Origin of the sequence: Pantoea eucrina, assembly GCF_001691555.1 — a bacterium.
In the GTDB taxonomy this organism is placed as follows: Bacteria; Pseudomonadota; Gammaproteobacteria; order Enterobacterales; family Enterobacteriaceae; genus Pantoea; species Pantoea borealis.
In genome coordinates this window covers 1-26,338 of the sequence record NZ_MAYN01000001.1, presented here as the reverse complement: position 1 = coordinate 26,338, position 26,338 = coordinate 1, and the positions used below count along the sequence as shown (strand labels likewise).

Annotated in this window: 25 protein-coding genes; 13 read left to right on the top strand and 12 right to left on the bottom strand. The window is 51.5% G+C overall.

What is annotated here, in order from left to right:
* The first annotated feature begins 58 nt into the window (after positions 1–58).
* Positions 59–466 carry a MarR family winged helix-turn-helix transcriptional regulator gene (locus BBA90_RS00120; protein ID WP_065647313.1) on the top strand — a complete coding sequence of 136 codons (408 nt, stop codon included), beginning with the start codon at positions 59–61 and terminating at the stop codon, positions 464–466.
* 576 nt (positions 467–1,042) lie between these two features.
* Here the strand turns inward: BBA90_RS00120 and BBA90_RS00115 are convergent.
* Complete coding sequence (locus BBA90_RS00115; protein ID WP_065647312.1) at positions 1,043–1,900, bottom strand: manganese catalase family protein; 858 nt, start codon at positions 1,898–1,900, stop codon at positions 1,043–1,045.
* A 368-nt stretch (positions 1,901–2,268) separates the two neighbouring features.
* Positions 2,269–2,688 (bottom strand): bleomycin resistance protein, encoded by a 420-nt coding sequence (locus BBA90_RS00110; protein ID WP_065647311.1) that lies wholly within the window; start codon positions 2,686–2,688, stop codon positions 2,269–2,271.
* 98 nt (positions 2,689–2,786) lie between these two features.
* On the opposite strand from BBA90_RS00110, the gene BBA90_RS00105 reads away from it, so the two are divergent.
* Entirely contained in the window at positions 2,787–3,182 is a 396-nt protein-coding gene (locus BBA90_RS00105; protein ID WP_065647310.1) for a prolyl endopeptidase, read from the top strand.
* 314 nt (positions 3,183–3,496) lie between these two features.
* Here the strand turns inward: BBA90_RS00105 and BBA90_RS00100 are convergent, their stop codons facing one another.
* The 3 genes from BBA90_RS00100 to iolE are packed head-to-tail and all read right to left on the bottom strand — an operon-like array spanning position 3,497 to position 6,653.
* Positions 3,497–4,537, bottom strand: a complete 1,041-nt coding sequence (locus BBA90_RS00100; RefSeq protein WP_065647309.1) for a Gfo/Idh/MocA family protein — start codon at positions 4,535–4,537, stop codon at positions 3,497–3,499.
* Between the two features lie 23 nt (positions 4,538–4,560).
* Positions 4,561–5,736, bottom strand: coding sequence for a Gfo/Idh/MocA family protein (locus BBA90_RS00095; protein ID WP_065647308.1), 1,176 nt, complete (start codon positions 5,734–5,736; stop codon positions 4,561–4,563).
* Complete coding sequence (gene iolE / locus BBA90_RS00090) at positions 5,733–6,653, bottom strand: myo-inosose-2 dehydratase (RefSeq protein WP_430914163.1); 921 nt, start codon at positions 6,651–6,653, stop codon at positions 5,733–5,735. Before iolE ends, BBA90_RS00095 begins: the two co-directional genes overlap by 4 nt.
* Before the next feature lie 715 nt (positions 6,654–7,368).
* On the opposite strand from iolE, the gene BBA90_RS00085 reads away from it, so the two are divergent.
* Positions 7,369–8,094 carry a pirin family protein gene (locus BBA90_RS00085; RefSeq protein ID WP_065647306.1) on the top strand — a complete coding sequence of 242 codons (726 nt, stop codon included), beginning with the start codon at positions 7,369–7,371 and terminating at the stop codon, positions 8,092–8,094.
* A gap of 130 nt (positions 8,095–8,224) precedes the next feature.
* Here the strand turns inward: BBA90_RS00085 and BBA90_RS00080 are convergent, their stop codons facing one another.
* The 4 genes from BBA90_RS00080 to BBA90_RS00065 are packed head-to-tail and all read right to left on the bottom strand — an operon-like array spanning position 8,225 to position 13,009.
* Positions 8,225–9,046, bottom strand: a complete 822-nt coding sequence (locus BBA90_RS00080) for an alpha/beta fold hydrolase (RefSeq protein WP_065647305.1) — start codon at positions 9,044–9,046, stop codon at positions 8,225–8,227.
* A gap of 45 nt (positions 9,047–9,091) precedes the next feature.
* On the bottom strand, positions 9,092–10,717 hold the full coding sequence (locus BBA90_RS00075) for an MFS transporter (RefSeq protein WP_065647304.1): 1,626 nt from the start codon (positions 10,715–10,717) through the stop codon (positions 9,092–9,094).
* Complete coding sequence (locus BBA90_RS00070) at positions 10,704–11,126, bottom strand: DoxX family protein (RefSeq protein ID WP_065647639.1); 423 nt, start codon at positions 11,124–11,126, stop codon at positions 10,704–10,706. The genes BBA90_RS00075 and BBA90_RS00070 overlap by 14 nt, the downstream gene beginning before the upstream one ends.
* A 5-nt stretch (positions 11,127–11,131) precedes the next feature.
* Positions 11,132–13,009 carry an amidohydrolase gene (locus BBA90_RS00065; protein WP_065647303.1) on the bottom strand — a complete coding sequence of 626 codons (1,878 nt, stop codon included), beginning with the start codon at positions 13,007–13,009 and terminating at the stop codon, positions 11,132–11,134.
* A gap of 323 nt (positions 13,010–13,332) precedes the next feature.
* On the opposite strand from BBA90_RS00065, the gene BBA90_RS00060 reads away from it, so the two are divergent.
* The 5 genes from BBA90_RS00060 to BBA90_RS00040 all read left to right on the top strand — a co-directional run bounded on the left by BBA90_RS00060 (position 13,333) and on the right by BBA90_RS00040 (position 20,577).
* Positions 13,333–14,025 carry a hydrolase gene (locus BBA90_RS00060; RefSeq protein ID WP_065647302.1) on the top strand — a complete coding sequence of 231 codons (693 nt, stop codon included), beginning with the start codon at positions 13,333–13,335 and terminating at the stop codon, positions 14,023–14,025.
* Between the two features lie 63 nt (positions 14,026–14,088).
* Positions 14,089–14,325: a DUF1427 family protein gene (locus BBA90_RS00055; protein WP_065647301.1), complete on the top strand. Its 237-nt coding sequence runs from the start codon at positions 14,089–14,091 to the stop codon at positions 14,323–14,325.
* A 16-nt stretch (positions 14,326–14,341) separates the two neighbouring features.
* Positions 14,342–14,596 carry a DUF1427 family protein gene (locus BBA90_RS00050; RefSeq protein ID WP_065647300.1) on the top strand — a complete coding sequence of 85 codons (255 nt, stop codon included), beginning with the start codon at positions 14,342–14,344 and terminating at the stop codon, positions 14,594–14,596.
* A gap of 42 nt (positions 14,597–14,638) precedes the next feature.
* Positions 14,639–15,025, top strand: coding sequence for a response regulator (locus BBA90_RS00045; RefSeq protein ID WP_065647299.1), 387 nt, complete (start codon positions 14,639–14,641; stop codon positions 15,023–15,025).
* Between the two features lie 41 nt (positions 15,026–15,066).
* Positions 15,067–20,577: an AAA family ATPase gene (locus BBA90_RS00040; RefSeq protein ID WP_240484859.1), complete on the top strand. Its 5,511-nt coding sequence runs from the start codon at positions 15,067–15,069 to the stop codon at positions 20,575–20,577.
* 76 nt (positions 20,578–20,653) lie between these two features.
* On the opposite strand, the gene BBA90_RS00035 is transcribed toward BBA90_RS00040, so the two are convergent.
* Positions 20,654–21,268, bottom strand: coding sequence for a response regulator transcription factor (locus tag BBA90_RS00035; RefSeq protein ID WP_065647297.1), 615 nt, complete (start codon positions 21,266–21,268; stop codon positions 20,654–20,656).
* Between the two features lie 639 nt (positions 21,269–21,907).
* On the opposite strand from BBA90_RS00035, the gene BBA90_RS00030 reads away from it, so the two are divergent.
* The 4 genes from BBA90_RS00030 to BBA90_RS00020 are packed head-to-tail and all read left to right on the top strand — an operon-like array spanning position 21,908 to position 23,658.
* Entirely contained in the window at positions 21,908–22,573 is a 666-nt protein-coding gene (locus BBA90_RS00030; RefSeq protein ID WP_240484858.1) for an SUMF1/EgtB/PvdO family nonheme iron enzyme, read from the top strand.
* Positions 22,570–22,809 carry a carbapenem self-resistance protein CarG family protein gene (locus tag BBA90_RS18965; protein ID WP_139074142.1) on the top strand — a complete coding sequence of 80 codons (240 nt, stop codon included), beginning with the start codon at positions 22,570–22,572 and terminating at the stop codon, positions 22,807–22,809. The genes BBA90_RS00030 and BBA90_RS18965 overlap by 4 nt, the downstream gene beginning before the upstream one ends.
* Positions 22,703–23,116 (top strand): carbapenem self-resistance protein CarG family protein, encoded by a 414-nt coding sequence (locus BBA90_RS19620; protein ID WP_430914156.1) that lies wholly within the window; start codon positions 22,703–22,705, stop codon positions 23,114–23,116. The genes BBA90_RS18965 and BBA90_RS19620 overlap by 107 nt, the downstream gene beginning before the upstream one ends.
* Positions 23,113–23,658, top strand: a complete 546-nt coding sequence (locus tag BBA90_RS00020) for a CpmK protein (RefSeq protein WP_240484857.1) — start codon at positions 23,113–23,115, stop codon at positions 23,656–23,658. The genes BBA90_RS19620 and BBA90_RS00020 overlap by 4 nt, the downstream gene beginning before the upstream one ends.
* 297 nt (positions 23,659–23,955) lie before the next feature.
* Here BBA90_RS00020 and BBA90_RS00015 read toward each other — a convergent pair whose 3' ends face one another.
* Positions 23,956–24,858, bottom strand: coding sequence for a pyridoxal-phosphate dependent enzyme (locus tag BBA90_RS00015; RefSeq protein ID WP_065647296.1), 903 nt, complete (start codon positions 24,856–24,858; stop codon positions 23,956–23,958).
* Between the two features lie 161 nt (positions 24,859–25,019).
* Between BBA90_RS00015 and BBA90_RS19445 the strand changes: the two genes are divergently transcribed.
* A complete protein-coding gene (locus BBA90_RS19445) occupies positions 25,020–25,190 on the top strand; it encodes a hypothetical protein (RefSeq protein WP_240484856.1) in 171 nt (56 codons plus the stop codon).
* Positions 25,191–25,523: 333 nt separating this feature from the next.
* On the opposite strand, the gene BBA90_RS00005 is transcribed toward BBA90_RS19445, so the two are convergent.
* A complete protein-coding gene (locus BBA90_RS00005) occupies positions 25,524–25,871 on the bottom strand; it encodes a cupin domain-containing protein (RefSeq protein WP_065647637.1) in 348 nt (115 codons plus the stop codon).
* Between the last annotated feature and the right edge of the window lie 467 nt (positions 25,872–26,338).

The window sequence follows — 26,338 nt, the reverse complement described above, 5'->3', positions numbered from 1 at the left end:
AAAAACGCGCAATTTACATCGCAATACGATATAAATTCAATACAGAAAGGGTTTCAGCATGTCACACTCTAAAATGAAAGATGCCGATTACGCGCTGCTGGCTGATTTTCGCGCTACTCTGCGTTCGTTCATGGCATTCAGCGAAACTCAGGCACGTAACGCAGGATTGACGCCGCAACAACATCAGGCTCTGCTGACAATTCGGGGTAGCTCGCCGGGCAACGCCACCGTGGGATATGTGGCAGATCGTCTGATGTTGAAGCCGCACAGTGCGTCCGGCCTGCTAAGTCGCCTCGAAGAAGCAGGACTGGTGCTGCGCGAGCCGGATCAGGCCGATCAACGTAAAATGTTTTTGCGCCTGACGCCGGAGGCAGAGCAGCTGCTGGAGTCACTCTCGCTGGCGCATCTGGAGGAGTTGAGTAATTTAAAACCGATGCTGCTGTCGATGATAAATCAGTTCTGTTAGTAATGCAGAGGGGCATGTGCGCCTCAGCCAGTGTATTTACCTCTGGCCCCCCAATCTTTTTGGCATCACTTTGCAGGATTGACAGCACCATCCTGTGATCCGTTAGCGATAAGTCAGTCAGGAATTAGCCTACTGCCACTGCCAGAAAGGATGAGGCCGTTCCGGCCGAGCCGTAAAAATTCACGACCTCTCAAAGAAAGCTGAAACGATTCTTTCTAAAATTGATGAAGGTGCGGGTGAGGATGATGTCATATGTGATTGCGAACGCAGTGAATCCGATCGACATTTCGCCATGTTCTTATCTGAAAGATTAGAAGACACTGAACTGAATATACCCGACTGTGTGCCTGAAGCTGATATAAAGACGAGTACACGCGGCTGCGCTCTTAAATAAAGCAGGAAATTGTTTACGACTCTCTGATAAATAATGGGCTGTAAAACAGTTATCTTTCTCGCGGCAAACCATACCTCAGCACTAAAATAGCGGTAACCTGAAGATGGCTATAACAAAGCAGGGCTGCTATGCAGCCCTGAAACCCTTTTTACAGCATAAAGTCATGAGGAATGAAAATAGCTCTACACAGCTCCGGTTGCAGGCGGAACCGTCCCGTCAATTTGTTCCTGCTGTGCACCTGAGCCCGGACGCGCTTTACCCAGCACTGGCTCATCTCCCAGAATATCCGGCTGCTCTTTAGCCGTGAACTGACCGTACCCATCATAAGCCGGGCCTTCACTCCAGCGACCTTTGGGAAGAGGCTTGTCCAGAGAGGTATTCAGACAATAATAAGCGTGCTCTTCTGCTTCATTGCCTCGCGGGAAGCTGTTTGGAATGGGAAGTGAAGCGTTCAGTCCCCCCATTTCTTCAATCACGGCCAGCCACTGTTGCTGATGCATCGTGTCGCGCGCAATCAGGAACGCAAGGAAATCTTTCATGCCTTTATCTTCGGTAAGATTGTACAGCCGGGTTGCAAGTACACGCCCGGTTGCTTCAGCGGTGACATTCGCCAGCATGTCGGCAGCCACATTACCGGAAGCGTAGATGTGACTCATATCAAAAGGCATCCCGTTGGCATTTACCGGCATCGCGGCCAGACCGGAAGAGAGAACATGGCGGGGATTCATACCGCCCAGAATAGCGTTCATTACCGGATCTTTTGCTGTTTCTTCCTGATACGAAAGCGGCGCGCCTTCGAGGTTCAGAGCAACAGCATATCCCAGCATTTCAATATGGCTCAGCTCTTCTGTTGCAGTGGAAATCAGAAGATCCCTGATGCGTGCATCGCCCCGGGCACCCATGGCCTGGAAAAAATATTGCATTGCTACACGTATCTCTCCCTCCACGCCCCCTATCGCCTGCTGAAGCAGCATGGCAAATTCCGGATTTGGCTTTTCTACGCGTACAGGGAACTGCATTTTGGATGAATGATGGAACATGGCTTTCTCCTGGTCGGTTTAGAAACGTTAGGCAGCAAAAAAGCCTGGCTGGAGAAAGCAGATAAATAAAGCGTAACGAGACACATTTCCGTTTGTAAGAGTGGTTGCAAAACTCGTTTACCGCGTATGCGGGTTATAAACCCGCATCAAAACTTGCGTCTGGCACGCCTGCTGTCCCGTGTCGTTTCGCATGATTTTGTTGTAAATCATTGTATGGAACTGGTCTGCATACACCCGGGAATCATGATCTCAGTGCACAGGCATGTATGCACGACAAAATCATCAGGGCTGAGCACGTCTGCAGGTGCGGGCGTATTATCATGTTAACGCTGAACGCCGGCAGAGGTTCGTGAAAAACGGCAGGAGTGCTACTCAATATACTGGCTGAACCGCAGAAGGTATCCATCCGGATCCTGCACAAGAAATTCTCTCTGACAGGCGGTTGTTTCGCCAGTACTGTAGTGGTTATCGGTGAGACCCCGATATAACGTTACGCTGTGGGTATTTACACGAGCGAATATCTGGTCAACGTCATCCACTTCTATCTGGAAATTTACACCGCGTCCCAGCGGTCTGACGAGTTCTGCCGTATTCCATCCGTCCGGATGATATTGCTCAAGCATTAGCTGCGCCTCGCCAAGAGTGATATAGGCAAAATCTGGCTCCATGCGTCTGATGATGATGCTAAAGCCAACCACTTCGATATAAAATTTCAGGGACGCGGACAGATCTGTTACGGTCAGCTCGGGAACCATTCGGTTCCAGTAAGGTTTGTTTGATTCAGTCATTTCTTGATCCTTTTTTGACTATAGCAGCATACACCCGATGGCTTTCACAGAATTCGTTGCCAGAATGCCAGGGTAAGCCAACATAAAAGAAGGTATTTATGGTATTGCAGCATATGAGGATAGCCAGACCTGTCACCGCACTCAGCAAAAGCTGTGAAATGTACTGTAACGGTCTTGGGTTAGAAAAAATCGGTGATTTCACAAACCACGATGGATTCAGCGGGTACATGTTAGGACTGAAGGGGTTATCCTGGCACCTTGAGTTTACCCAGTGCCATGATCATCCGGTGCTGCCTTCACCCTCACATGAAGATCTCCTGATTCTGTACATTCCCGGGCAAGATAGCTGGCAAACCACCTGTATAAATATGGATGAGGCTGGCTTCATCAGAGTTAAATCATTTAATCCTTACTGGGATCGCAATGGCGTTACCTTTGAAGATAGAGATCGATACAGAGTTGTTATCCAGAATATGCACTGGGGCAAAGGCTGAGAGAAAGTCGTGGCCGGAAGGTTATATTTGATGTAGCAGAAAAACCCTGTCGTCACCATTTTACCATCGGCTTTTCTCGCTGCGCGGACGATAAGTAAGCCTGTTGAGGTAAGCTGGCTGTTGCCATCAGTATCTGAATAAGGAAGACATTGCTGATTTACCGGCTTAATCCTGTAAGCTCAGGCGGTCGCAGGCGCTGCGGCAAAATTCCGGGCAAGCAGAATGCTATGCCCGATGGCAGGATACTCCGGAAAAAATCAGGACCACTCCTGTGAGGATAAGCTGCGGGTGCTGCTGATCCTCAACCCCTGTTGTCACACGCTTCCGCGTTCTTCATTGAAAACGATCCCCAGCTGTCCTCTCACCTTATCCATCGCTGTAAGGGTCATGAGTGATGTGGATAAAGGCCGAACCGGGGAGTCGTTTAATCCCTGCCCCACACACCAGGAAAAATGCTGGATCTCATGATACAGCTGCGTGTAGCGGTTGGCAGGTTCTTCCCAGAACAGTGAATGATTGCCCTGGCTTGAGGTGAGTACAAAACCACCGGGCGCGTAAAATTGTCCCGCCAGAACCAGGGTAGCATCGCGCCCGGCAATCACTGCACCGCCTGGAGTATTGCTGAACAAGGTTGTGTTCAGAACGGAATGCATGCCGCTGGCATGTTCAAACAGCATCGAAGCCTGTCCGTTAACATTGCCTTGTGCCGGCTGTCCACTGGATTGAACGCGAACCGGCGCGCCTGCCACCATTACGCTCAGCGAAACCAGATAACTACCCAGATCCAGCATTGGTCCGCCGGCCAGATCGGCGTTAAAAATGCGGTGATCCTGCGTAAAAAACTCACCATGATCGGCGGTCAGAGTATGAACGTCGCCTAATACGCCATCTGTTAATAGCTGACGCAGAACATCATATTTTGGCGTAAAGTCACACCACATTCCTTCCATGCACAGCAGGCTTTTTTCCCGGGCCAGTGCCTGCAGGGTCGCTCCCTCTCTGGCATTCAGAGCCAGAGGCTTCTCAATCAGTACATGTTTGCCTGCACTGAGCACTTTCATGCCATCCGGAAAGTGATGGTTATGCGGTGTGGCGATGTAGATCGCATCCAGATCGTCCACTGCCAGCATTTCATCGGGATTGCTGAAAACTGATGGTATTGCCCAGCGTTCAGCAAATGCCTGGGCTTTTACTCTGTTTCTTCCTGATACTGCAACCAGATGCTGCCCGGTATGTTCTTTCAGTGCGCGGGCAAAATGTTCAGCAATCCAGCCGGGGCCAATAATGCCCCAGCGCAGTACGGGTACAGACGTTTCAGAAGGTATTCGCGGAACGGGTAAAAAAGAGGGGAACATAGTGACTCCTTTTCAGCGCTGATTTAGCGATTATCTGCCACAGCAACCCACTGACGGGATGCAATGGACTGCTCGATAGCGGTCAGGATCTGCTGATTTTGCAGGCCAAAGGCAAAGTTCGGATAGCAATCGTCTTTACTGCAAATTCCCAGTACCAGGTCGTGGACTTCAATGACTTTCACATCAAAATAACCGAGCCCGCCGCCACCAAAATCAAAGCCGAAGAAGCCTGAATAAGCCGGGATCTGACTGCCTGCATACAAGGTTTTGAAGCCGCGATCGTTTTTGTCATCACTGAAGCGATACACCTGCAGCTCATTGAAACGTTCACCATCCATATAAATAGTGCCCTCGGTTCCGGAAACTTCCCAGAACACACCAAAAATGCGGCCGGCGGACAGGCGTGAAGACTCAACAACGCCGCTGGCACCGCTTTCAAAGCTCACCAGGCACTGAACCTGGTCATCATTCTCAACCTCGCGCCATTCTGCCTGCTCATCAATGCGGCTGGCATAACCGGCATCCGTCCGGGGAACCGGGCGCTGACGTAAATAAGTTTGTGCGCTGGCTGTCACCTCGCTGATATCCCCCATCAAAAACTGCGCGACCGAAAGGGTGTGGGCGCCCAGATCGCCCAGTGAGCCGCTGCCACCCAGCTTTTTAGAGCAGCGCCAGGACCAGGGGAGTTGCGGATCGTTATAAAAGCCCTGATCAAAGGTGCCACGAAAGCGGATCGGTATACCGATATCGCCATTCTCAATAAGCTGTTTTGCGAGCAGGGCTGCCGGGGTTTTAATGTTGTTAAATGCTACCATCGTTTTGACGCCCGCCTTTTCTGCTGCCAGCGTCATCTGCAGCGCCTCTTCGGTGCTGACGGCCAGCGGCTTTTCACAATACACGTGCTTGCCGGCCGCGATCGCGGCCAGCGCCATCTCATAGTGCAGATAATTAGGCGAGGTAATATCCACTACATCTACCTGTGGATCGTTGATCAAATCCCGCCAGTCTCCATATGCTTTTTCTGCACCGAAGCGCGTGGCATTTGCGTCAGCCAGCGCCTGATTTTGATCGGCCAGTGCATACAGATGAGGACGTTTTGGCAGATCGGGATAGATCATTGCCGCACGGCGGTAAGCATCAGCATGCGCCTGCCCCATGAAACCCGATCCGATTAAACCAATATTGAGTTTTTCTTTCATTGTGCGATTTCCTCTGCTGGCAGGGACAGTAGAAAGGTGTTTTGTGTCCAGCGAAATGCCCGGGAGACGGCAGCAAACGGCTCTTCTTTTTGCGGATCCTGTTCGGCTTCGACAATCAGCCAGCCCCGATAGTCTGAATGCGTAACAAAATCAATTAGCGAAGAATAATCAATGCAGCCTTCACCCGGCACAGTGAAGAGTCCGGCACGTACCGCATCATTGAAGCTGAGATCTTCCTTCTGCACCCGATGAAGAATATCCGCACGGATATCCTTCAGATGTATATGCACTACGCGGTGGCCAAACCGCGTTGTTATCTGTTTCAGATCGACCCCAGCGGCGATAGCGTGCCCCGAATCCAGAACCAGACCGACGCTCTCGGAGGTTTTTGTCAGAAATTCATCCAGTTCATGATGCTGTTCAACCAGCATCATCAGGTGATGATGATAAGCCAGTTTCAGGCCGTACCGGCTAAGCAGAATGTCGGCAAACTCGCTGACCTTGCGGGCATAATCATCAACATTCAGACAGCGTAAGGCCGGAGAAAAAGACAGGGGTTTGTCCAGCGGATGAGCGCCTGGCATTCTGCCGCATTCGCCATAAACCATGACGTTGGCACCCGACGCTTTCAGTAGCTCTGCATGTGAATGTACGGCCGCGATTTCCTCAGCAACGCTGCGATCGGCAAGAAAACCGCTGTGCCAGCCTGAAGCGAGCTGAAGACCGGCCTCATGCAGTAACGGGGCCAATGCAGCGTGCGTCCGGGGGAATTTCCTGCCCAGTTCAATACCCTGATAGCCAGCAGACGCGGCCTGTTTGAGGCAGATTTCAAGGGAAATAGTGTCGCCCAGATCGGGCAAAACATCATTGGTCCAGCTTAACGGGCTGACACCTAACTGAATACGTGAATTCATCAGGATATCCCTCCTTACAGGTCAATGTGAGAGCACTATAAGGAGAGCATCAGCGTAACCGTTATCGGTTCAATGAGGTAAAACCATCATTTATATGAAGGGCTGATGCTAAATAATCAAAGTGTGACCGCTATAAGATTACCCAGAGCAATCACCTGTTATTCGATAAGATTCAGAATAACGGCTCCCTCATTGAAATTAACTGTAACCGCCAGCCCGAAGATTTGGTGCTATATGCGCTCTGTTCCGGCAGAAAATACCTGCAGATGAAAGTAAAGGCGTTTCTGGAACATCTGCAACAGGCTATTGCTCCACTGGATATACACAGTAAGAAAGAACCATGATTGACCTGGCAATTTACTCTTCTGGCTGAAATGAAAAAACTGCGACAAAAGGGTTTGAAGGGGGCGTTTTTTTGTAGAGATACCTCAGACTGGCCTGTTCTCCTTTATCCCGGACCTCTCAATCTGTATGTGATGACAGCAAACAGCTATTCACGTGGTTAAAATCCCATACTTACCCTGAGCTAAGCTTAAAAAAAAGCGCTTATTTTTTGTGCGCGCGCCCTCTTTCTGACAAGGAAAGATGAACCGGGATTGTCCACTAAAATGATAATCTATTTATTTTTTTGCAGCATTTACGGCTTTTTATGTTTACGTTAATTTTACTCCATCGAAGCGAATACGCGTTTTACTGAACACTTCTGGAGAAGACCATCATGATCGAACAACGTCTGTCAGATTCCCGCGGTCTGGGTGACCACGGCTGGTTACATTCACGTCACACCTTTTCATTTGCAAATTACTGGGATCCGAAACAAACCGGTTTTTCCGATCTGCTGGTTATTAATGATGACCAGGTTGCTGGTGGGCGTGGCTTTGGCGCTCACCCACATAGCAACATGGAAATCATCTCCTATGTGCTGGACGGTGCACTGGCGCATAAGGACTCTATGGGCACGGGCTCCGTCATCGTTCCCGGGGATGTCCAGCTGATGAGTGCAGGATCCGGCGTCACCCACAGTGAATTTAACCACTCACCACAGGCGGGCGTGCATTTCCTGCAGATCTGGGTTATTCCTGCCGAAAAAAACACGGCCCCGAAGTATCAGCAGGTTAGCTTTGCGGAAGAGGATAAGCGTGGGCAGTTCAGGCTCATCATCTCTCCGAACGGAGCTGATTCTTCCCTGAAAATTAAGCAGGATATTCGCATCTATGCCGGGTTGTTTAATGAGGGTGAGGAGCAAACCGTTACATTACCGGAAAATCGTTATGCCTATATTCACGTTGCGCGGGGCAGTATTACCGTCAACGGCGTCTCTTTCAGTGAAGGTGACGGTGCGCGTGTACGCAATGAGACTGAGCTTACGTTTTCCGATGGGCATAATGCTGAAGTGCTGCTGTTTGATTTGCGCCCGGTAGAGGTTAATCATCCGACGCGTTAAGTAAAAAAACGGCTGGGAAGCCGATTAAGCCCTCCGCCCTTTGTATTAGATGAAACAGCCCGGCAGTGATGTCGGGCTGTTTTTTATGCGGTCTCCGCTGACCGGATGTGTATGCTTAAGTTAGCTATTTTTAAAGCGACTTCAGGAATGCCAGCAGGTCCGCATTAAGCTGATCGGAATGCGTAACCGCAAAACCATGCGGCGCATTGTCATACACTTTCAACTGTGCGCCCTCAATCATTTCTGCTGCCAGTTTGCCGGTTGATTCAAACGGAACAATCTGATCGTTACTGCCATGAATAACCAGTGCCGGCACGTCAACTTTAGCCATATCCGGACGGAAGTCCGTCGTGGCAAATGCCGTTACGCAGTCCAGCGTCCCTTTCAGAGAAGCCAGCAGCGCGATATTTAACGTCTGCGTCAGCACGCCTTCAGACACCGTCTGTCCGGCATTGATACCGTAGAAAGGGGCAGCGAAATCACTGATAAACTGCGCGCGGTCCTTACGCAGACCGGCCTGGATGCCGGCAAACACGGAGTGATCAACACCCTGCGGGAAATCATCTGCTTTACCAAAGATAGGCGTGACGGCGCCCAGCAGTACCAGGCCGTCAACACGTGCGGTGCCGTAGTTGTTGATATAACGTGTTACATCACCGCCCCCCATTGAGAAACCAACCAGCGTCACGTCCTGCAGGTCCAGGCAGGTGATCAGATCGTTGATGTCGGAGGCGAATGTATTGTAATCGTAGCCGGTCCACGGCTGCTCAGAACGGCCAAAGCCACGGCGGTCAAACGCGATGACGCGATAACCCTTCTCAGCCAGAAAATTCAGCTGACTGTCCCACATGTCGCCATCCAGTGGCCAGCCGTGGCTGAACAGCACCGGTTTTCCTTTGCCCCAGTCCTTGTAATAAATCCGGGTACCATCTGCAGTCTTGATTGTACTCATTATTTATCCTTACCTTTAAGTAAACACCATTGAGAAACGCGCTTTTTATACCGGCGCAACCAGATAGCGGGCCTGCGGCATCTTTTCACCCTGATGGAAGGCATAGACCCTCGTCTGAATTTTCTGGTCGTTCATGGTGTAGCGCTCCAGCTGGCGCAGATGTTCCATCCACGAACCGACCACAAAAGTTTCAACAAAGATGCCAGGCTGTAAAATGTCTTCATATACTGCCCAGTTATCAGCCCCGCCACGGCGACGAACGCGGCGCATATCCTGTATGCAGAGAGTAAAGTCACGCGCATCCTCTGTGCGGATCAGATACTCGTAACTGACGCGCACCGGGCCACGATCGTGATGAATATCCAGCGCCGGCACAGTCTCACTGATATTGCTGACGTCCAGGTTGAGATTGGGGTCCTGATCCAGCCGCCAGCGCAGTACGGTGAGACAGCCCAGTACCATGCCCAGCGTGGCAACGCAGAGTGAAAGCGGTATACCAAAATGGGATGCCAGCTGGCCCCAGATAGTGCTGCCCACGGTCATCGAACCAAAAAACACCGTGAGATAAACCGCCAGCGCACGCGCCTTCACCCATTTTGCGGCGCTGCGTTGCGCGCCGACGTTGAGCGTTGAGAGCACCGCAATCCACGCAAAACCGGTAAAAAACTCACATGCGTTCAGCAGCCAGAAGTGACGCACGAACGCCAGCGCCAGCATGGTGGCAGCAAACATCAGGCTGGCCAGCACCATGAGCCGGTCCGGATTAAGGTGCTTACGCAGGCGCGGCAGCAGGACGGCACCGCAAATCGCGCCGACGCCAATGAAGGCCAGCAGGATGCCGTACCCGCCAGGGCCTAAGCCCAGCTCGCGGCGCGCGACCAGCGGCAGCAGTGCCCAGCCAGCGCTACCAAACAGAAAAAACGCCACGGTACGCATCAGCACGTTGCGCAGTACCGGCGCCGCGTGCACGTAGCGTATGCCCGCCTTAACGGCAGAGAAAAAGTGTTCCGGCGGCAGGCGCTGCACGCCGGGCGCTTCTTTCCAGCGGTACAGCACCCACGCCACGCCCAGCACCGACAGAGCGTTGAGCATGAACACCATCCACGGGCCGGCAAACGACAGAATCAATCCACCCAGCGCCGGGCCGATGGCGCGACTGATATTGATCCCCAGCGAGTTAAGCGCGATGGCCGGGCTGAGCTCATGTTTTTCAACCAGGTCCGGCACAATGGCCTGAAACGGCGGTGAACTCATCGCCGCGCCGGCGCTCATCAGAAAGGCGGCAATCAGCAGCACCAGCGGCGTCACGTGTCCGGTAAAGGAGAGCACGGTCAGGCCGGCTGCGGCGATGAATACCCAGAGCTGCGAAAACAGCAGATATTTACGCCGGTCAATAATGTCCGCCAGTACGCCGGACGGCAGGGCAAACAGGAACATGGGCAGGCTGGCCGCCGCCTGCACCAGCGCCACGCTCAGCGGATCGGCGCTGAGCGTCAGCATCGTCCAGTTGACGCCCACATCGTTCATCCATGAACCCACGTTGGACACCACGGTAGCAATCCACAGCATGCGGAACACCGGCTGGCGCAGCGGCTGCCACGGCGAAGCCGCCGCAACCGCAACCGGCTCTGATTCCGGCGTGACCGCGTGAATATCGTTAACCTGCGTCATGACGTACTCCTTTTTGCATATCAGCACCCGGGCGCCACTTGCCCGGTCCGGTGATGGCCAGTGTGGCGAAGATGATCAGCAGCAGCCAGCCAAACTGGCCTTCCGCGATGCTCCAGTCCGGATGCACAAACACCATCGCCACCAGAAGCACGCCGATGATGGGCAGGCAGGCAAGCCGGGCAAACACGCCAGTCAGAATGAAAATCGGGCAAATCACTTCGGCAAAAATAGCTGGCAGCAGGCTCATAGAGGGACCGAGGCCAAACGGATCCTCTATGCGCGTCAGTTCTTCACTGAAATGAAACACCTTCGGCAGACCGTGCACATGCAGCAGCAGCAGGCAGCCTGCCAGCCGCAGAAAGAACAGCCCGGCATCAATGCGGGGCGGCTGCGAAAATAGACGATTCATGATGCTCAGAACGCAAAGCAGCTGCATCCGAGCGCGCCCCAGAAGGCGTTCTCTTCGGATACAGGCATGTTTGCGCCGCGCGCAATATCATGCGAGTGGCTGTGGACACCGCAGGGACCGCTGCACTGGTGCGGCATTTGCTGCATACCCACGCGGGTATGCGCAGTTGGCGGCGCGCTGCGGTAGTGTCCCGGTACCCTGACCACGGGCGACCACTCCGGCAGCACCGGAATAGATGGCGGAGCTTCACTGCTAAAGGCGCCGGCGGCATAGACGATGTTGCCATCCACGAGGGTCAGCACCGATTCGATACCCTTGATCTCCTCTTCTGGCACGCTGAAGTAATCGTTGCTTAGCACCGCCAGATCGGCCAGCTGACCCGCTTTAATCTGGCCTTTCTTACCCTGCTCACTGGAGAACCAGGCGCTGCCCTGCGTCCACAGCATCAGTGCGGTATCGCGATCCAAACGGGCGTTAACGTCATACATCTGCATACCGCCCACCGTGCGACCGGACACCAGCCAGTAGAGTGCGGTCCAGGGGTTGTAACTGGCGACGCGCGTGGCGTCAGTGCCAAGGCCCACTGGCACACCGGTTTCCAGCATGCGTGCCACCGGCGGTGTGTGACGGGTAGCTTCAATGCCGTAACGCCCGGCAAAGTATTCGCCCTGGAACGCCATACGGTGCTGCACCGCGATGCCGCCGCCCAGCTCTTTGATGCGATCAATATTACGCTGCGTCACGGTTTCAGCGTGGTCGAAGAACCAGTGCAGGCCGTTAAACGGAATGTCGCGGTTGACCTTTTCAAACACGTCGAGCATGCGGCTGATGGATTCATCGTAGGTGGCGTGCAGGCGGAATGGCCAGCGGTGCTCAACCAGATGACGGACCACGCGCTCCAGCTCATCTTCCATGCCTGGCGCGAGGTCAGGACGCGGCTCAAGAAAATCTTCGAAGTCGGCTGCCGAGAATACCAGCATCTCGCCCGCGCCATTGTGACGGAAATAGTCGCTGCCCTGACCAGGCGTCAGCATGTCCGTCCACTTCTCAAAATCTTCAAGTTCATGACCAGGACGCTGGGTAAAGAGGTTGTAGGCGATGCGAATGGTCATCTGCTTTTTCTGATGCAGCTCGGCAATCACCTCGTAATCTTCCGAATAATTCTGGAAACCACCGCCGGCATCAATGGCGCTGGTCAGGCCGAGACGATTCAACTCACGCATGAACTGGCGGGTGGAGTTCACCTGCTGCTCAAGCGGCAGCTTCGGCCCTTTGGCCAGCGTGGAATAGAGGATCATGGCATTCGGGCGCGCAATCAGCATGCCGGTCGGATTACCGTTGCTGTCACGCTGGATTTCGCCGCCCGGCGGATTTGGCGTGTCTTTGGTGTAACCAACCACTTTCAGCGCGGCGCGATTAAGCAGAGCGCGATCGTAAAGGTGCAGGACAAACACAGGCGTATCCGGCGCGGCTTCGTTGATCTCATCCAGCGTCGGCATGCGGCGCTCGGCAAACTGGAATTCAGTCCAGCCACCTACCACGCGTACCCACTGCGGTGAGGGAGTACGCAGCGCCTGCTCTTTTAGCATGCGCAGCGCATCGAATACAGACGGTACGCCTTCCCAGCGCAGTTCCAGGTTGTAGTTAAGGCCACCGCGGATCAGGTGCAGGTGCGAGTCGTTCAGACCCGGAATTACTGTGTGTCCTTTCAGATCGACCACGTTAGTCCCTGCACAATGGTGCTGCATTATTTCTTCCTGCGTACCAACCGCCAGAAATTTGCCGTCACGAATCGCAACCGCATCGGCGATCGGATTGCCGCGATCAACGGTATGAAAGCGGCCATTAGTCAGAATGGTGTCGGCTTTGCCAAGGGTAACCATAGGATCTCCTGAAATGAGTTGTCCGGAACGGAATAAGGTCTGCGGACACGGAATTGCCCTGCCCGGTAAGCAGGATATGGGATGGCGGAATTATGATCAGGAGGTCTGGAGAACGTCTAGTTATACAAAGGGATAGTATACGTTCGTATAGTTATACCTAAAGATAATAGTCTGAAAATAAAAAGGTTCCTACACTGCGCTCAGACAGTAACCCACCGGAACGGCGAAAAGTGATGACGCCATTCAGCTGACAGGGATGCTGCAAATTAACGCCGTTAAAACGTTTTACGGGACTTAGCAACATTAACCTCAATGGGCAAAATATGACCAATCGTAAGCTTGAAGTACTGACGCCGCAGAACTGCCAGATCATCTTTATTGACCAGCAACCACAGATGGCGTTTGGCGTGCAGTCAATTGACCGCCAGGTACTGAAAAACAACGTCGTAGCGCTGGCTAAAGCGGCTAAAGTTTTCAACATCCCGACTGTACTGACCACCGTTGAGACCGAAAGCTTCTCCGGTAATACTTTTCCTGAACTGCTGGACGTGTTTCCGGGCCAGGACATTCTTGAACGCACGTCAATGAACTCATGGGATGATCAGAAAGTCCGTGATGCGCTGGCAGCTAACGGCAAGAAAAAAGTGGTGGTTTCAGGCCTGTGGACCGAAGTGTGTAATAACACTTTCGCACTGTGCGCCATGCTGGAAGGCGATTATGAAATTTATATGGTTGCTGATGCGTCAGGCGGCACCACGAAAGAAGCTCACGACTATGCCATGCAGCGCATGATTCAGGCTGGCGTGATCCCGGTAACCTGGCAGCAGGTCATGCTGGAGTGGCAGCGAGACTGGGCGCACAAAGAGACTTACAACGCCGTTATGGATATCGCTAAGGAGCACTCTGGTGCTTACGGTATCGGCGTTGACTACGCATACACCATGGTTCACAAAGCGCCTTCACGTCAAAAAACTGAGCACCGTACCCTGGCGCCAGTTCCGGCAAACGTTCGCTAATGTAGCCTCTCCTTCCGGCCAGCTCCTCTCCGGGCTGGCCTGCTTTTTCAATAAGGAGGACCCATGAGTCCTTTATTAATATCTCTGGGAGCCGGGGCGCTTATTGGCCTCGTTTATGCCGTGATCAGAGTTCAGTCACCAGCGCCGCCGGCGGTTGCGCTGGTCGGGCTGCTGGGTATGGTCATCGGCAGCTCATTGGGTGGAAAGCTTCTGCACCATGAATCGTCGGCCTTGCTGCCTGCGGGCAATCATAGTCCGATCGCCACACACATACCTTCGGCGACTCATCAGCCAGAGTGAAACAGGCAGGGTAATTATGCTTAAAAAGTATTCAGTTTCATTTGCAGCAGGCATACTGGCTGGTGTTATTTACACGGTACTGGACGTCAATTCACCGGCGCCGCCCATCATTGCGCTGGCAGGCCTGCTGGGGATGCAGATTGGCGAGCACCTGATCCCGCTGGTTAAAAGGTTGAAAACCGGTCAGCCGGTTAACCTGCTCTGGTTTCGTCATGAGTATCACCATAAAATCGGCGATAATCCGCCGCCCTCAGGTGATAAAACCTCCTAAGGAAGCGCCTTCCGGGGCCTGAGTTTTATAAAGGAAAACAGCATGCAGCTGTCGCAGCGCATTGTCGTCGTCGATGATGAACGTTCTGTCCGCAATGGTCTTACAAACCTGCTCCAGTCTGAAGGCTATCTGACGTACGCTTTTGAATCAGCAGAGTCTCTTCTCTGTAATGAAGCAGCTATAGCGGACGCCGCGCTTTTTATCATTGATGTGCAGCTAAAAGGCATGAATGGTTTCGAGCTGTTCATCAATCTTACCCGGCGACTTAGAAAACCGCCGGGTATTATTATTTCTGGCAATGGCGATGAGAACACGTTGCGGTATGCCATTAACCTGGGCGCCATCGCTTTTTTGCCTAAGCCCATTGATATCGATACATTGTTTGTATATATCCGTCAGGAACTCTCTTCGCAGGCCTCCCGTCCATGAATACAAACCTGCAGGCGTTAAACTCAATAGACAATCAGGAAATGATTCTATCAGAGTACATGGCCTATACGCCTCTGGCGCAGGAGGGCAATATAGACTGGTTGCTGTGCCGGCATACGATCACCGGTGAGTCTTTTGTGCTGGCAACCGCAGGTAACGAAGAATCGCTTTTGCATGTTACGCAACGGCTGAAAAATGAGTTTGCCCTGCGTGCCAGGCTATCGGAAAGCTGGGCGCTGAAACCCCTGCGGTATACGCATTACCAGGGCCGGTATGCGCTCCTGTACCGGCCTTTCAACTACAAAACACTTGCGGATGTGCTGTGTATCCCGCCGGGCAGCATTGATGAATTTTTGACTACGGCAATTATGCTCTGCAGTACGCTTGGGATCCTGCATCAGAACGGGTTGGTACACGGCGATATTAAACCTGCAAATTTCATTTATACGGATGATGGCGCTGTGCATCTTGCCGGCTTTGGTCTGTCATTCGTGCATAAAGATAGCCTGCAACAGTCACGTTTACCGGTTGCGGGCGGCACTCTTGCTTACATGTCCCCTGAACACACGTCTCGATCTGCTTGTCAGATCAGCCGGGTAAGTGATTTATACAGTCTGGGGATTGTTCTTTATCAGCTACTGACCGGCAAGTTACCTTATGGCACTGTAGAAGGGAGTCATATTGAATGGGTACACCACCATATTGCCTCTGAAGCCCTGGCCCCCCATGTACTGCGTCAGGATGTCCCCGCTGTACTCTCCGCCATCGTGCTTAAACTGATGGCGAAATCGCCTGAATACCGTTACCACAGCGCGGAAGGGTTACTTGCCGATCTTCGCCGCTGTGCGGCTAACTTTAAGCCGGACGGAATGATTGAACCTTTTCCTCTGGGACTGCAGGATTTACCGGTCACAGTATTATCCCATGACGTGCTTTTCGCCGATCATTCTCAGGCTATAGAGATTCTGGCGGCGTTTGAAGAGGTCAGCAAAAGCGGCAAACATACTCTGGTAGCGATAAGAGGCGTTCCAGGTTCTGGTAAGTCTTCACTGATAGCCTCGTCGCTCAGGATGCTGCGCGGGAAAAAAATGCTGCTAACGTTGGTAAAGGCTGAACAGCATTCCCCGGTATTACCGTATGCGGTATTCACATCTGCTTTCCGGACGCTGGTCCTGCATATTCTTGGGCTACCGGCAGAAGAAATGACGCGCTGGAAGGCGCATATTACCCAAGAATTAGGAAATTATACCGGCCTGGCGATTAACATGGTGCCGGAGCTGGGAATACTGCTGGGCCAGAAGGCCGCGATTCCGGGGCACTCACATTCTCTTGATGCCCGGGATCGTTTCAATCTTGTTGCGTGCAGTCTGGTAAAAGCATTTACGGCACCCGGCCGTCCGCTGGTTATACTGATTGATGATGTACACTGGGCCGATCAGGCCACGCTGATTTTATTGCAGAATCTGCTCAGCCAAAGCGAAAATATTCCTCTGTTGCTGGTAATGACGCATCGTGACAGCGAATCTTTACCCTGTCCGATGATTGCCGGCAACCTGGATCGTATCCGGGCCAATGCAGCCCGCATCAAAGATCTTGCGCCTCAGCCTCTGACTGAGAAAAACATTGCCAGCTGGCTTGCCGGCCAGTTCCATACCCGCAGTTCAGCAACAGCAGAACTGGCCCGGATTATTCACGAAAAAACCGGTGGTAATCCTCTCGCTACCCATGAATTCTTCAGACAGGCCGTGCACGACGGATTGATCACGCACAACGCCCCGTTCAGGTGGGCCTGCGATACACATGCGCTTAGAAACCGACCCTACACGGCAAACGTTGCGGCCAGCGTGCTACAGCATTTAACGTCATTGCCGCCTGAGACGTGCCAGCTTCTGGGTCGTCTGGCCATCCTGGGATGTGCCGGAGAGCTGAGCACTGTTATTACGATGATGAACATTGCAGCGTCTGAAATTGCGCTGACGCTGCTACCGGCCATAAAAGTCAGGCTCATTTCGCTCAGCGGATCAGAGTACGCTTTTATGCATAACAGTATGCATGAAGCAGCGCTGAAGCTGTTGCCGGACGAAGATAAGGATGTGGTTAATTATGCCGCCGCGCTGTATTACATGCATGCATCGAGCCGTGATATCACCGATGCCTTACTTTTCAGGGCCGCGCATCATCTGCTCTCTATAAAAAATGTCGCATTGCTGATCCCTGACGCCGACAGGTTCAGCAACCTGCTGCTGAGAGCCAGCCGTCGTGCAAAAGCAACGGGCGATTATGCTTCTGCTCTGCGTTATCTGCAGACTACCCGTTCGCTCAGCGGCGAGCCCAGCCCGGTTGAAAATCATGATTTTCTGCTTGAAGAGGCCGAGTGTGAGTTTCTGAACGGCAACCTGCCCGTTGCCCTGGCATTAAGCTCACGCATTCATGCCTCACCGGGTAAGGTAACAGATAAAGCGGAAGCTGCCTGTCTGATAGCGGAAATTCATATGCGACAGTCGGACAGCAAACTGGCGCTCGAAACAGCTCTTGCGTGGCTTGCGGTGTTTGGCATTCAGCTCAACCAAAATCCAACCCGCGAAGAGTGCGATGAAGCAAGGATTGTGCTGAAAGAAGACGTGGGCAAAAATCCTTACGCCCGCTTCCGCTCACTGCCACAGGTAAATTGTAAAAATACTGAGGCCGTCATGAACCTGCTGGCAAGCGCCAGCACGTTTGCCGTCTTCATTAACCCCCGCCTTCATTTTATGATTCTGTGCAGGCTGCTCCATCTCTCTATGGCGCACGGACTGTCGGGGGCCTCCACGCTTGCGCTGTCATGGTATGGCGTCGTGTGCGGCGATCAGTATGATGAGTACAGTCGCGGCTTTGCCAGTACGCTGCTGGCGCGCGAGCTGATTTATAAGCATGATTTTGTCAGCTTTAAGGCACGTACCCTTCTGCCTCTCGATCAGGTCAGCGTCTGGACTATGCCGCTGACCTACGCTATCGAACGGGCAAAGGCCGCTTTTGATGCAGGTGTTGAAACAGGGGATCGAACGTCAGCATGTCTGGCGCTGCGCCATATCATTATGAATTACCTGGCCCGTGGCGATCATCTTGATGCAGTGCATACCGCCATCACGCGCGGCATGTTATTTGTGAAAAAGGTACAGTATCGCGATGTCGAGATTATTCTGGGCATGCAGCTTGATTACGTCATGTTCCTGCGAAAATCGCGGGGAGTGACCTTCAGCGGCGCAGATTTTTCACCCCCTGTTATCGAGGAGATGAAACCTGAAGATGCCGCTGAGCCAATGTATCTGATGCAGTTCTGGGCACGGCTTTATCAGGGTATGGCGCATTTTTTTGCCAATGAATACCCTGCAGCTAACCAGTGCTTTCAGAACGCAGCGCTATTGACTGCGCGTATTCCGGGTAATGTGCATATGATTGATTTTCATCTTTACAGCGCCCTGAGTCTGACTGCTCCGCTTCCTGCAGGAACCATCACCAGGGCGTTACGTCAGCAGCTCAAACCCCACCTCGACAAGCTTGTTACCTGGTCAAATGAGAACGCGAAAACGTTCGCTGATAAAGAAGCGTTACTTCGCGCTGAAATATTTCGCCTTGAAGGGGAAATGGCTCTGGCTGCAGAGCAGTTTGAAAGGGCTATCGCCCTGTCACGTGAAGAACAGTTTCATCATATCAACGGGCTTGCCTGCGAGCTGGCCGCGCGGATGGCCTACGACAGAAGTATGTCTTTTGCCGGCGACGCTTATATCAAGGGTGCCATGGCGGCCTGGGATCGATGGGGAGCCAGTGCAAAAGTTCGCCAGCTGGAGACAGCCTATCCAGCCCTCTCCAGTCATCATAGTCATACGGCCCTTAGCACGATGCCATTTGAACACAGCCCGGTCATCAGCGATCTGCAGAGTATGGTAACGGTCATGCGTGCGCTGACGGAAGAGATCAATCTTGATCGGCTTATTCATATTCTTATGATGATGCTGGTTGAGCGTGCCGGTGCACAGCACTGTATGCTGATCCGCTTAACTGACGGTAACATCCCGGAGATTCAGGCCAGGGCCAGCACCACAGCTGAGGGTGTTAAGGTTAAAATCGTTCAGGAAATACCGGTTGAAACCGATCTTCCTCTTTCCATTCTCTCTGCGGTTATCCGAACCGGGCAGGAGATACGAACCGGTAAGCCTGAGGTTTTCACCCCATTCAGTCAGGATAATTATCTGGTTACGTCGGGAGCCGCAGTGATGTGCGTGCCCATGTTCCGTCAGGCGCAAATGGTCGGCGTGCTTTATCTGGAAAACCGCCTGATGCCCGATGTATTTACGGCTGAGCACTCCAGGATAGTCTCTATGCTGGGCGCGCAGGCAGCCGTTTCTCTGGAAACCGCACGTCTTTATGCAGAGCTGGTCGAAGAAAACATCCAGCGCCGCAAAATTGAGAAGCAGCTGCGCGCCAGCCAGACTTCACTGATGCTGGGTGAGAAAATCAGCCATACCGGCACATGGCACTGGCTGATTCAACCGGATATCCAGTACATCTCAGATGAGTACAAACGCATCATGGGGCTGCCCGATGAGCAGGTCACAACTTCCATGGCAGAGTTCCAGAGCCGCGTACATCCGGACGATCTTCCCTGCCTCAGGGAACAGATAGAAAACTGGGTCATCACGGGTGAAGTGATGCAGGCCGAGTTTCGCATTATTCGCGATGATGGCGAGTGTCGATATATTAAAGGGATTGGCGAGCCTAATGAAAACTGGCCAGAAATCGCCGAGTATTTTGGCACACTGACGGATATCACTGACCAGCGTCAGGCCGAGGATGCTGTCAGAATCGCACAGGCGGAACTCGCCCGCGTTGCGCGCGCGACCACTGTCGGGCAGCTGACCTCATCCATTGCTCATGAGATAAACCAGCCACTGATGTCAATTGTCTCTAATGCCGGTGCCAGCCAGCGCTGGCTCAAACGCGATCCGGCAAACCTGGAAAACGTCAGTCGCGGGCTTGATGAGATCATCCGTGAAGGGCAACGGGCAGGAGATATTATTCGCGGACTGCAGGCGCTGACGCGTAACCAGATAGCGGAGTTTGCTCCAGCAAGATTACACGCTATTGCGCGGGATATTATTGTGTTATCCCGCCTCGAACTTGAGCGTCGATCTGTCTTACTGGAACTGGATTTAACGGCGAAGAATGATAGGGTTTTCTGCGAGAGCGTGCAAATTCAACAGGTGATGCTCAACCTGGTTATCAATGCGATTGAAGCCATAGCGGATAACCCCGGCGTGAGAATATTGCGACTCTCTTCATCACATCCAGCCAGCAATGTTATCCGGTTTGACGTTGCAGATAATGGCACCGGACTTTCTGATGAGGTTATCGGCAAGATCTTCGACTCATTCTATACCACTAAGCCGGAAGGAATGGGAATGGGGCTGACTATCAGTAATGAGATCGTAAAGCGGCATGGCGGCACATTACATGCTGAAAACCGCACTGAGGGCGGCAGCCTGTTCTGGTTTACATTACCCCTTGAATGCTGAAGTAAACCTGGGCTCCTCGCGTCTTAACCAGCGGGAGGAGCCTCCCGGAAAGCCTTCATCATGCATGACCGGGCGATTAATTATCCTGAATCAAATTCAGCCGTTCAGCCATCCGGACAATTTCAGAAACAGATCGCACCATCATCTTTTCCAGAACCCTGCGCTTGTGAACTTTTGCCGTAATTTCACTGATGCCCATTTCTGCTGCAATCTGCTTATTCAGCAAACCTCTGACGATATATTTCATGAGCTCTTTTTCACGCGGAGTGAGCGAATTATAGCGGGCGGTCACTAAGCGTTTTTCCTGAGATAGCGTGGCACTTTTTTCTGACAGTGCCAGCGCATCTTCAACAACCTTTATAAGATCGTCGGGCATGACGGGTTTGGTCAGAAACTCAAACGCACCGGCTTTCATCGCCCTTACGGTGATAGGTATGGTACCAAAGCCCGTCAGGAAAATAGTGGGAATAGAATATCCCCGTTCCGTCAGCTGTTCTGAAACATCAAAGCCGTCAAATCCAGGCATGTTTAAGTCGGTGATGAGGCAGCCTGGCGTTTTATAATCTGCCTCGCTGAGAAAGTCGGATGAAGAGGTAAACGCTGAAATAGCGTACCCTTCAGCTTCAAGCAGGTTTTGCAGCGAAGCGATGACGGATTCTTCGTCATCAACAATATAAACAGTTTTACTCATGACGACTCATTTGACCCTTACAGGTTCTGCTCTTACAGGAAACCCAATATAACGCTTAACCATTGGGGAGCAAATCTGCATTTTTTACATTATATAAAGATTATTATCTTTATGTGCGGTTTTAACGTTTAGGCAGAATCGTTTGGTATGTAAACCGGAATTCAAGCAACAAAGTTAACCAGTTGATTTACTTGCACTCTACTTTTATGTTAGTTGAAATATTTTTTATTTCAGATTTATGTGATAGCAATAATTAATTAACAGGGTGTGACTGATCAAATAAAAGACAAATCAGACAATATATTTCTTACCCTATTTCGTCTTGTATCTGAAGGTCGATCGTCAGCACGCATAAAACGCTATCAGTATACGTATCCAGACGATATGATTTTCCGGCACTGCAGACGCCAGTAGCATTCCGGATAGCAGCGTTTCGTGAGAAAAAAATCATCCAATATAGGATTTCATTCATCATCGGTACGGTACACAGGATGCCACCAGCTCGCTGTCCGCTTTTGCCGCTGCAACACAGTCTCCTGATGAAGTCGTTATTGCTGCTGGCAAATATTACGCGGTACCGTTCCTGGCCAACATGACTATGCAGTACACGCTAACTTCACGGTGAATGCTTTCAGGATCATGCGTACTGAATTCACCTACCGTTTTTATTCAGATGTTTACGCGTGGGCTGTTGAGCGTGATTATGCATTTGGTATCGGATGTAATGGAGCCGCTTACGAGGACTGCCGGCCGGCGGATACAGATCACGGCGCACATCCGGTTACCAGTGTTGAATGGTCAGATGCGGTGATTTTTGCAAATGCCCTGAGTGAAAAGGCGGGGCTGAGACCGGTCTATCTCAATAATAAGGGCGTACCGGCACGTGACAGTTCCCGTTACGGATTTACACAGGATACCCGGGCTAATGGTTACCGTTTACCTACGGCCGAGGAATGGCAGGTTGCTGCCCGTGGAGGACAGGCTGGACTGGAAAATAACTCGTATGGTTTCAGATTTGCTGGCAGCAACAATGCAAATGCTGTCGCCTGGTTCCCTGACTTCAACGATCTGCATTTCGGTACTGTCCGTGTGAAAAGCCTGCGGCCCAACGCGCTCGGTCTGTATGACATGAGCGGTAACGTTTCGGAATGGGTTGATGCTTTCGACACCCTTTCCGGTATGAAAATGTACTATTTTTGTGGCGGCAGCTTCTTGTTGCATACGGGCAATCTGACCAGCTGCGACACGCACAGTGCCGGCTACGCCCTGCCGGACACTGGCTTCAGACTGGTGCGGAAATTTTGAACCTGAAAATGCCTTTTATAATACTGACAGCCATTCTGATAAGCCTTCCGGCTTCATTACAGGCAGACACCCATATTTACCTGAAAAAAGGGCTGAACAGCATTGATTTGAATGGTGATGGCATACAAGATGCCGTCTTTTCCGCAACTTATGACAATAAGACTTCTCATCCCAGTGAAACTCTTAACATTTTTGTCAGCCAGGAAAAGCTGGCTTATCGTACCGGTCCCGGATGACGATGACTTTACCTGGACCGATTTAAGGCTATCAGCATCTACCCTTAAGATAAGCGGCACAGAACTTCACCGCTATGAAGGGCGGTTTTACCTTATCAGGGCGACCAAATATGTCGGCAGCGATGGCGACGGAGATCTTACCGATAAATCGCGAGTAAGGTTTTCGCGATTCCGACTGGTGCAAAATAACGACGATCCCGGGACGTCTGTTTTTTACTGGGATCCAGCAGGGATTTATCTTACTGAACAAACTTTTGATGACGTGAATGAAGCTTTTCAGATTCTGGATATGGAGAAATTTCGTTGAAATGTATCACAGGGATTTTGCTTTTTTTCCTGTCGTTCTGCTGTTATGCGGGATATAAAAGTCAGTATCGTGAGCTTATACAGCAGTCACTTAATCGGCAGTCTCTTTGTCTGGGTGAAAAGCAGTGGCCGGTTTCAATAAGAACAGGTACTGACCGCTGGATTAATGCAAAAATGGAGGCGCTTGTCGATGCCGGCCTTATCACTGCTCATGTGAAAGCAGGCAGTAAAATCTGGCAGCTAACCCCGTACGGCCAGGCTTCATTCACGAAATATCATGATTTCTGCTATGGAACCATGCGCGTCAGAAGCATAAAGGCTGTCTCGACAGATAACAACGGCATGACTGATGTGATATTTACCTATTATATTCATGCCCTGCCAGACTGGGCGAAAAATCACTCAGTACGCGTTGCCAATACTGATCTCGATAATCTGGTCATGGGTATTGATTCAGTGCGCTACCAGGCCCTGTTTAATACGGACAACCAGGGAAACCTCCGTCTTATCAGTGAACCTGAACAGCTTGATTTACTGTATTAGCAGACGGGCCTGAAAAATTTTTTGGGGCTTAAAGCTTCGCAACCCACTTCGTTTAACAGTATAAAAAGACTGACGCTCCAGCAATAAGCTCTCACGCCGGGGCCGTCTGTTCTTAACAGCTTCAGCATCGGATATGTTTACAAAGCCAGTGTCTGCTGTTAGCTAAGAGTAAACTGCACGCTCCTGGTCGTCTGGTACCAAAAGCAGACTTACCTCACATCACCATACGTCGGTCAACCGGCTAGCTCACCAGCATTTCTCAGGAATAGACTCCAGAGTAATCATTCCATTCTTTTGTCAGCCCGCTATCTCTTCCAGCGTGATCGATGCCCCGCCGCAAACAATGACCAGTACATTGTCGGCAGGAGTGAACCTGATTTTGTTGTCATACAGGAGTGACAATGATACTCCGCATGCCGGCTCAGTGAGTACGCGATGATCATCGAGAAAGCGCCGGCAGGCATGCAGCGCTTCCGCATCAGAAACCAGCATACTTCTTACATCCAATCGGCTGGCCACGTTAAAAGCATTTTCGCACACCTGGCTTGCGGCCAGTGTTGTGGCTATGCCGCTGACCTTATCAAGACGCATCAGCTTATTGGCATTCAGCGAGGCATTAAGCGAGGCCGTACCGTGTGTTTCAACGGCATAAACCGGAATGTGGCCAAGCTGATGTTTTTCCAGTCCCAGCGCTATGCCGGACAGCATGCTTCCGCCGCCGACGGACAGAATAACGGCATCAGGTTTTACACCCTCACTGATGACTTCATCCACGATTATGCTGATGCCTTCCCACAAAAGCGGGTTATCAAAGGGATGGACATAGATGATGTCCTCTGTCGCCAGTGACAGGGCGTAATCGTTAGCCTCACTCCATACTTTCCCGTGCACAATGAGGCAGGCACCTTCCTGCTCAATAAGCTGTCTTGCTCTGGCTGACGTGGTTTCCGGCACAACCACAGTTACCGGCAGCCCCAGTCTGCGACCGCTGTGTGCCACCGCAATTCCGGCATTTCCACCGGATGAACTGACAAATGCTGTAGCGCCCTTACTGGCATAATAGCAACAGGCATGTCCCGCGCTGCGGAGCTTAAAAGAGCCGGTGGGCTGGGAAGACTCCATCTTCAGCCAGACACGACATCCGCTGTGCTGGCTTAAAGGGAGAGAATGTATGAGAGGGGTACGGATACCTATTTCCATTAATCTAAATCCTATGAATGTATCTCACAGCATAGTTGCTGTTCTGTCCGAAGCCTGTCCAGGATGACATCATAAGGTTTATCAGCAGAACGCAGTAGATACACATCTGAATGGTTGTGCTGGTTACAGACTGCCACGTCGGGTACGGAGCGAAATATGATATGGATTTCCCTAAAATGCATATTATCTCGTTGCCAGCGCCTTTCTGGCCGGGCAAGAAAATTGATGATGATGCGATGATCGCAACCCTGCAACAGGGTATTTCAGAACTCGTCAGGGCAAAAGTGAGTCTGATCGCTGTTCCCTTGCACACTGCTATTTTGCTGAAATGAAAGCAGCGAGCGCTGGTATTCCACTTCTGCATATTGCAGACACCGCACTTAAGTCACTGCCTGCAGAAGTCACCAGGATAACTGAAAATACTTTCAGCTTTGTCATCGTGGATACAGCAGCCAGCCTTTCCAGCGCGACCATTAAAAACTACAGGAGGCTGTCCGGGAAAACTACAGGCGAAACCCCTATTACCGGCTAACCTGAGGTCAGCTTCAATGGCCCTGAATAGAGCGGCTTTGTGCCAGAAACATGTGTTGTAAGTACTCAGGTAGGTTAATACACAGTACGTTGGCCTTGCGTTAAGACAAACCGTAGCCGTTGTTCATAAGTCGTCAGCAGGATGAAGGGAGGTCAGAACGATCTCCTCGCGTCGTCGGATGTGAAATTACAATAAATTCTACGGAAGACCCTGTGTCGTTTCTGGCTTGATGCTTTGTTCCCGGTGGAATTTCCAGCCCCTGAAGGGCTTTGATATTATGCAATTTACCTTCTAACTCCATCGAAAGAACGCCATTGAGAACAAAGAAAAACTGTCTGGAAACGGAGTGAAAGTGTCGCTTTTCATAAGTGCCGGCAGGCATTTTCTCATGAATAATCAGCATGTCCTGACGGTTTACCAGATACCAACCATCGCAATCTTCGCCCCAGAAATAATGCTCTGCATTTTCCTTTGAAATCATCATCCGTCTCCTGTTTACATGCGCCCATCTATAAAGACCTTAAGAAAGTTATACCGGGAAATGCTGTCGATTCGCAACAGGCTATGATTTGATTATTTACCTAAAGACGTGAACTGCATCGTTCAACATATCTGGTAGTTATCAATGTATTGGGATAGCAGAATTTTATCTGGCCATAATGTCCGCTTTTCGCTCTTTGCGGACGTTAAGGTACGCAGCGGGCTGAGTTCTCCCGGAGTTGATCAGGACGGGGGCTCAGAACAGTAAGCGCATTTGCTTAGGACATATCTCAATTGCCCGTTATTTGTTCAGAAACACCTATAATTTAAGTTATCTTAAATTATACATCTGTCAGGTATCGCTATGGCCAGTTATACAGTCCGGATTGAGCTAAAGGAGCAGACCGAAAAAGCGCACATTGAGCTGATGTTTGCCATGCTTGAGAACGGTTTTTCACGAAGCGTCGT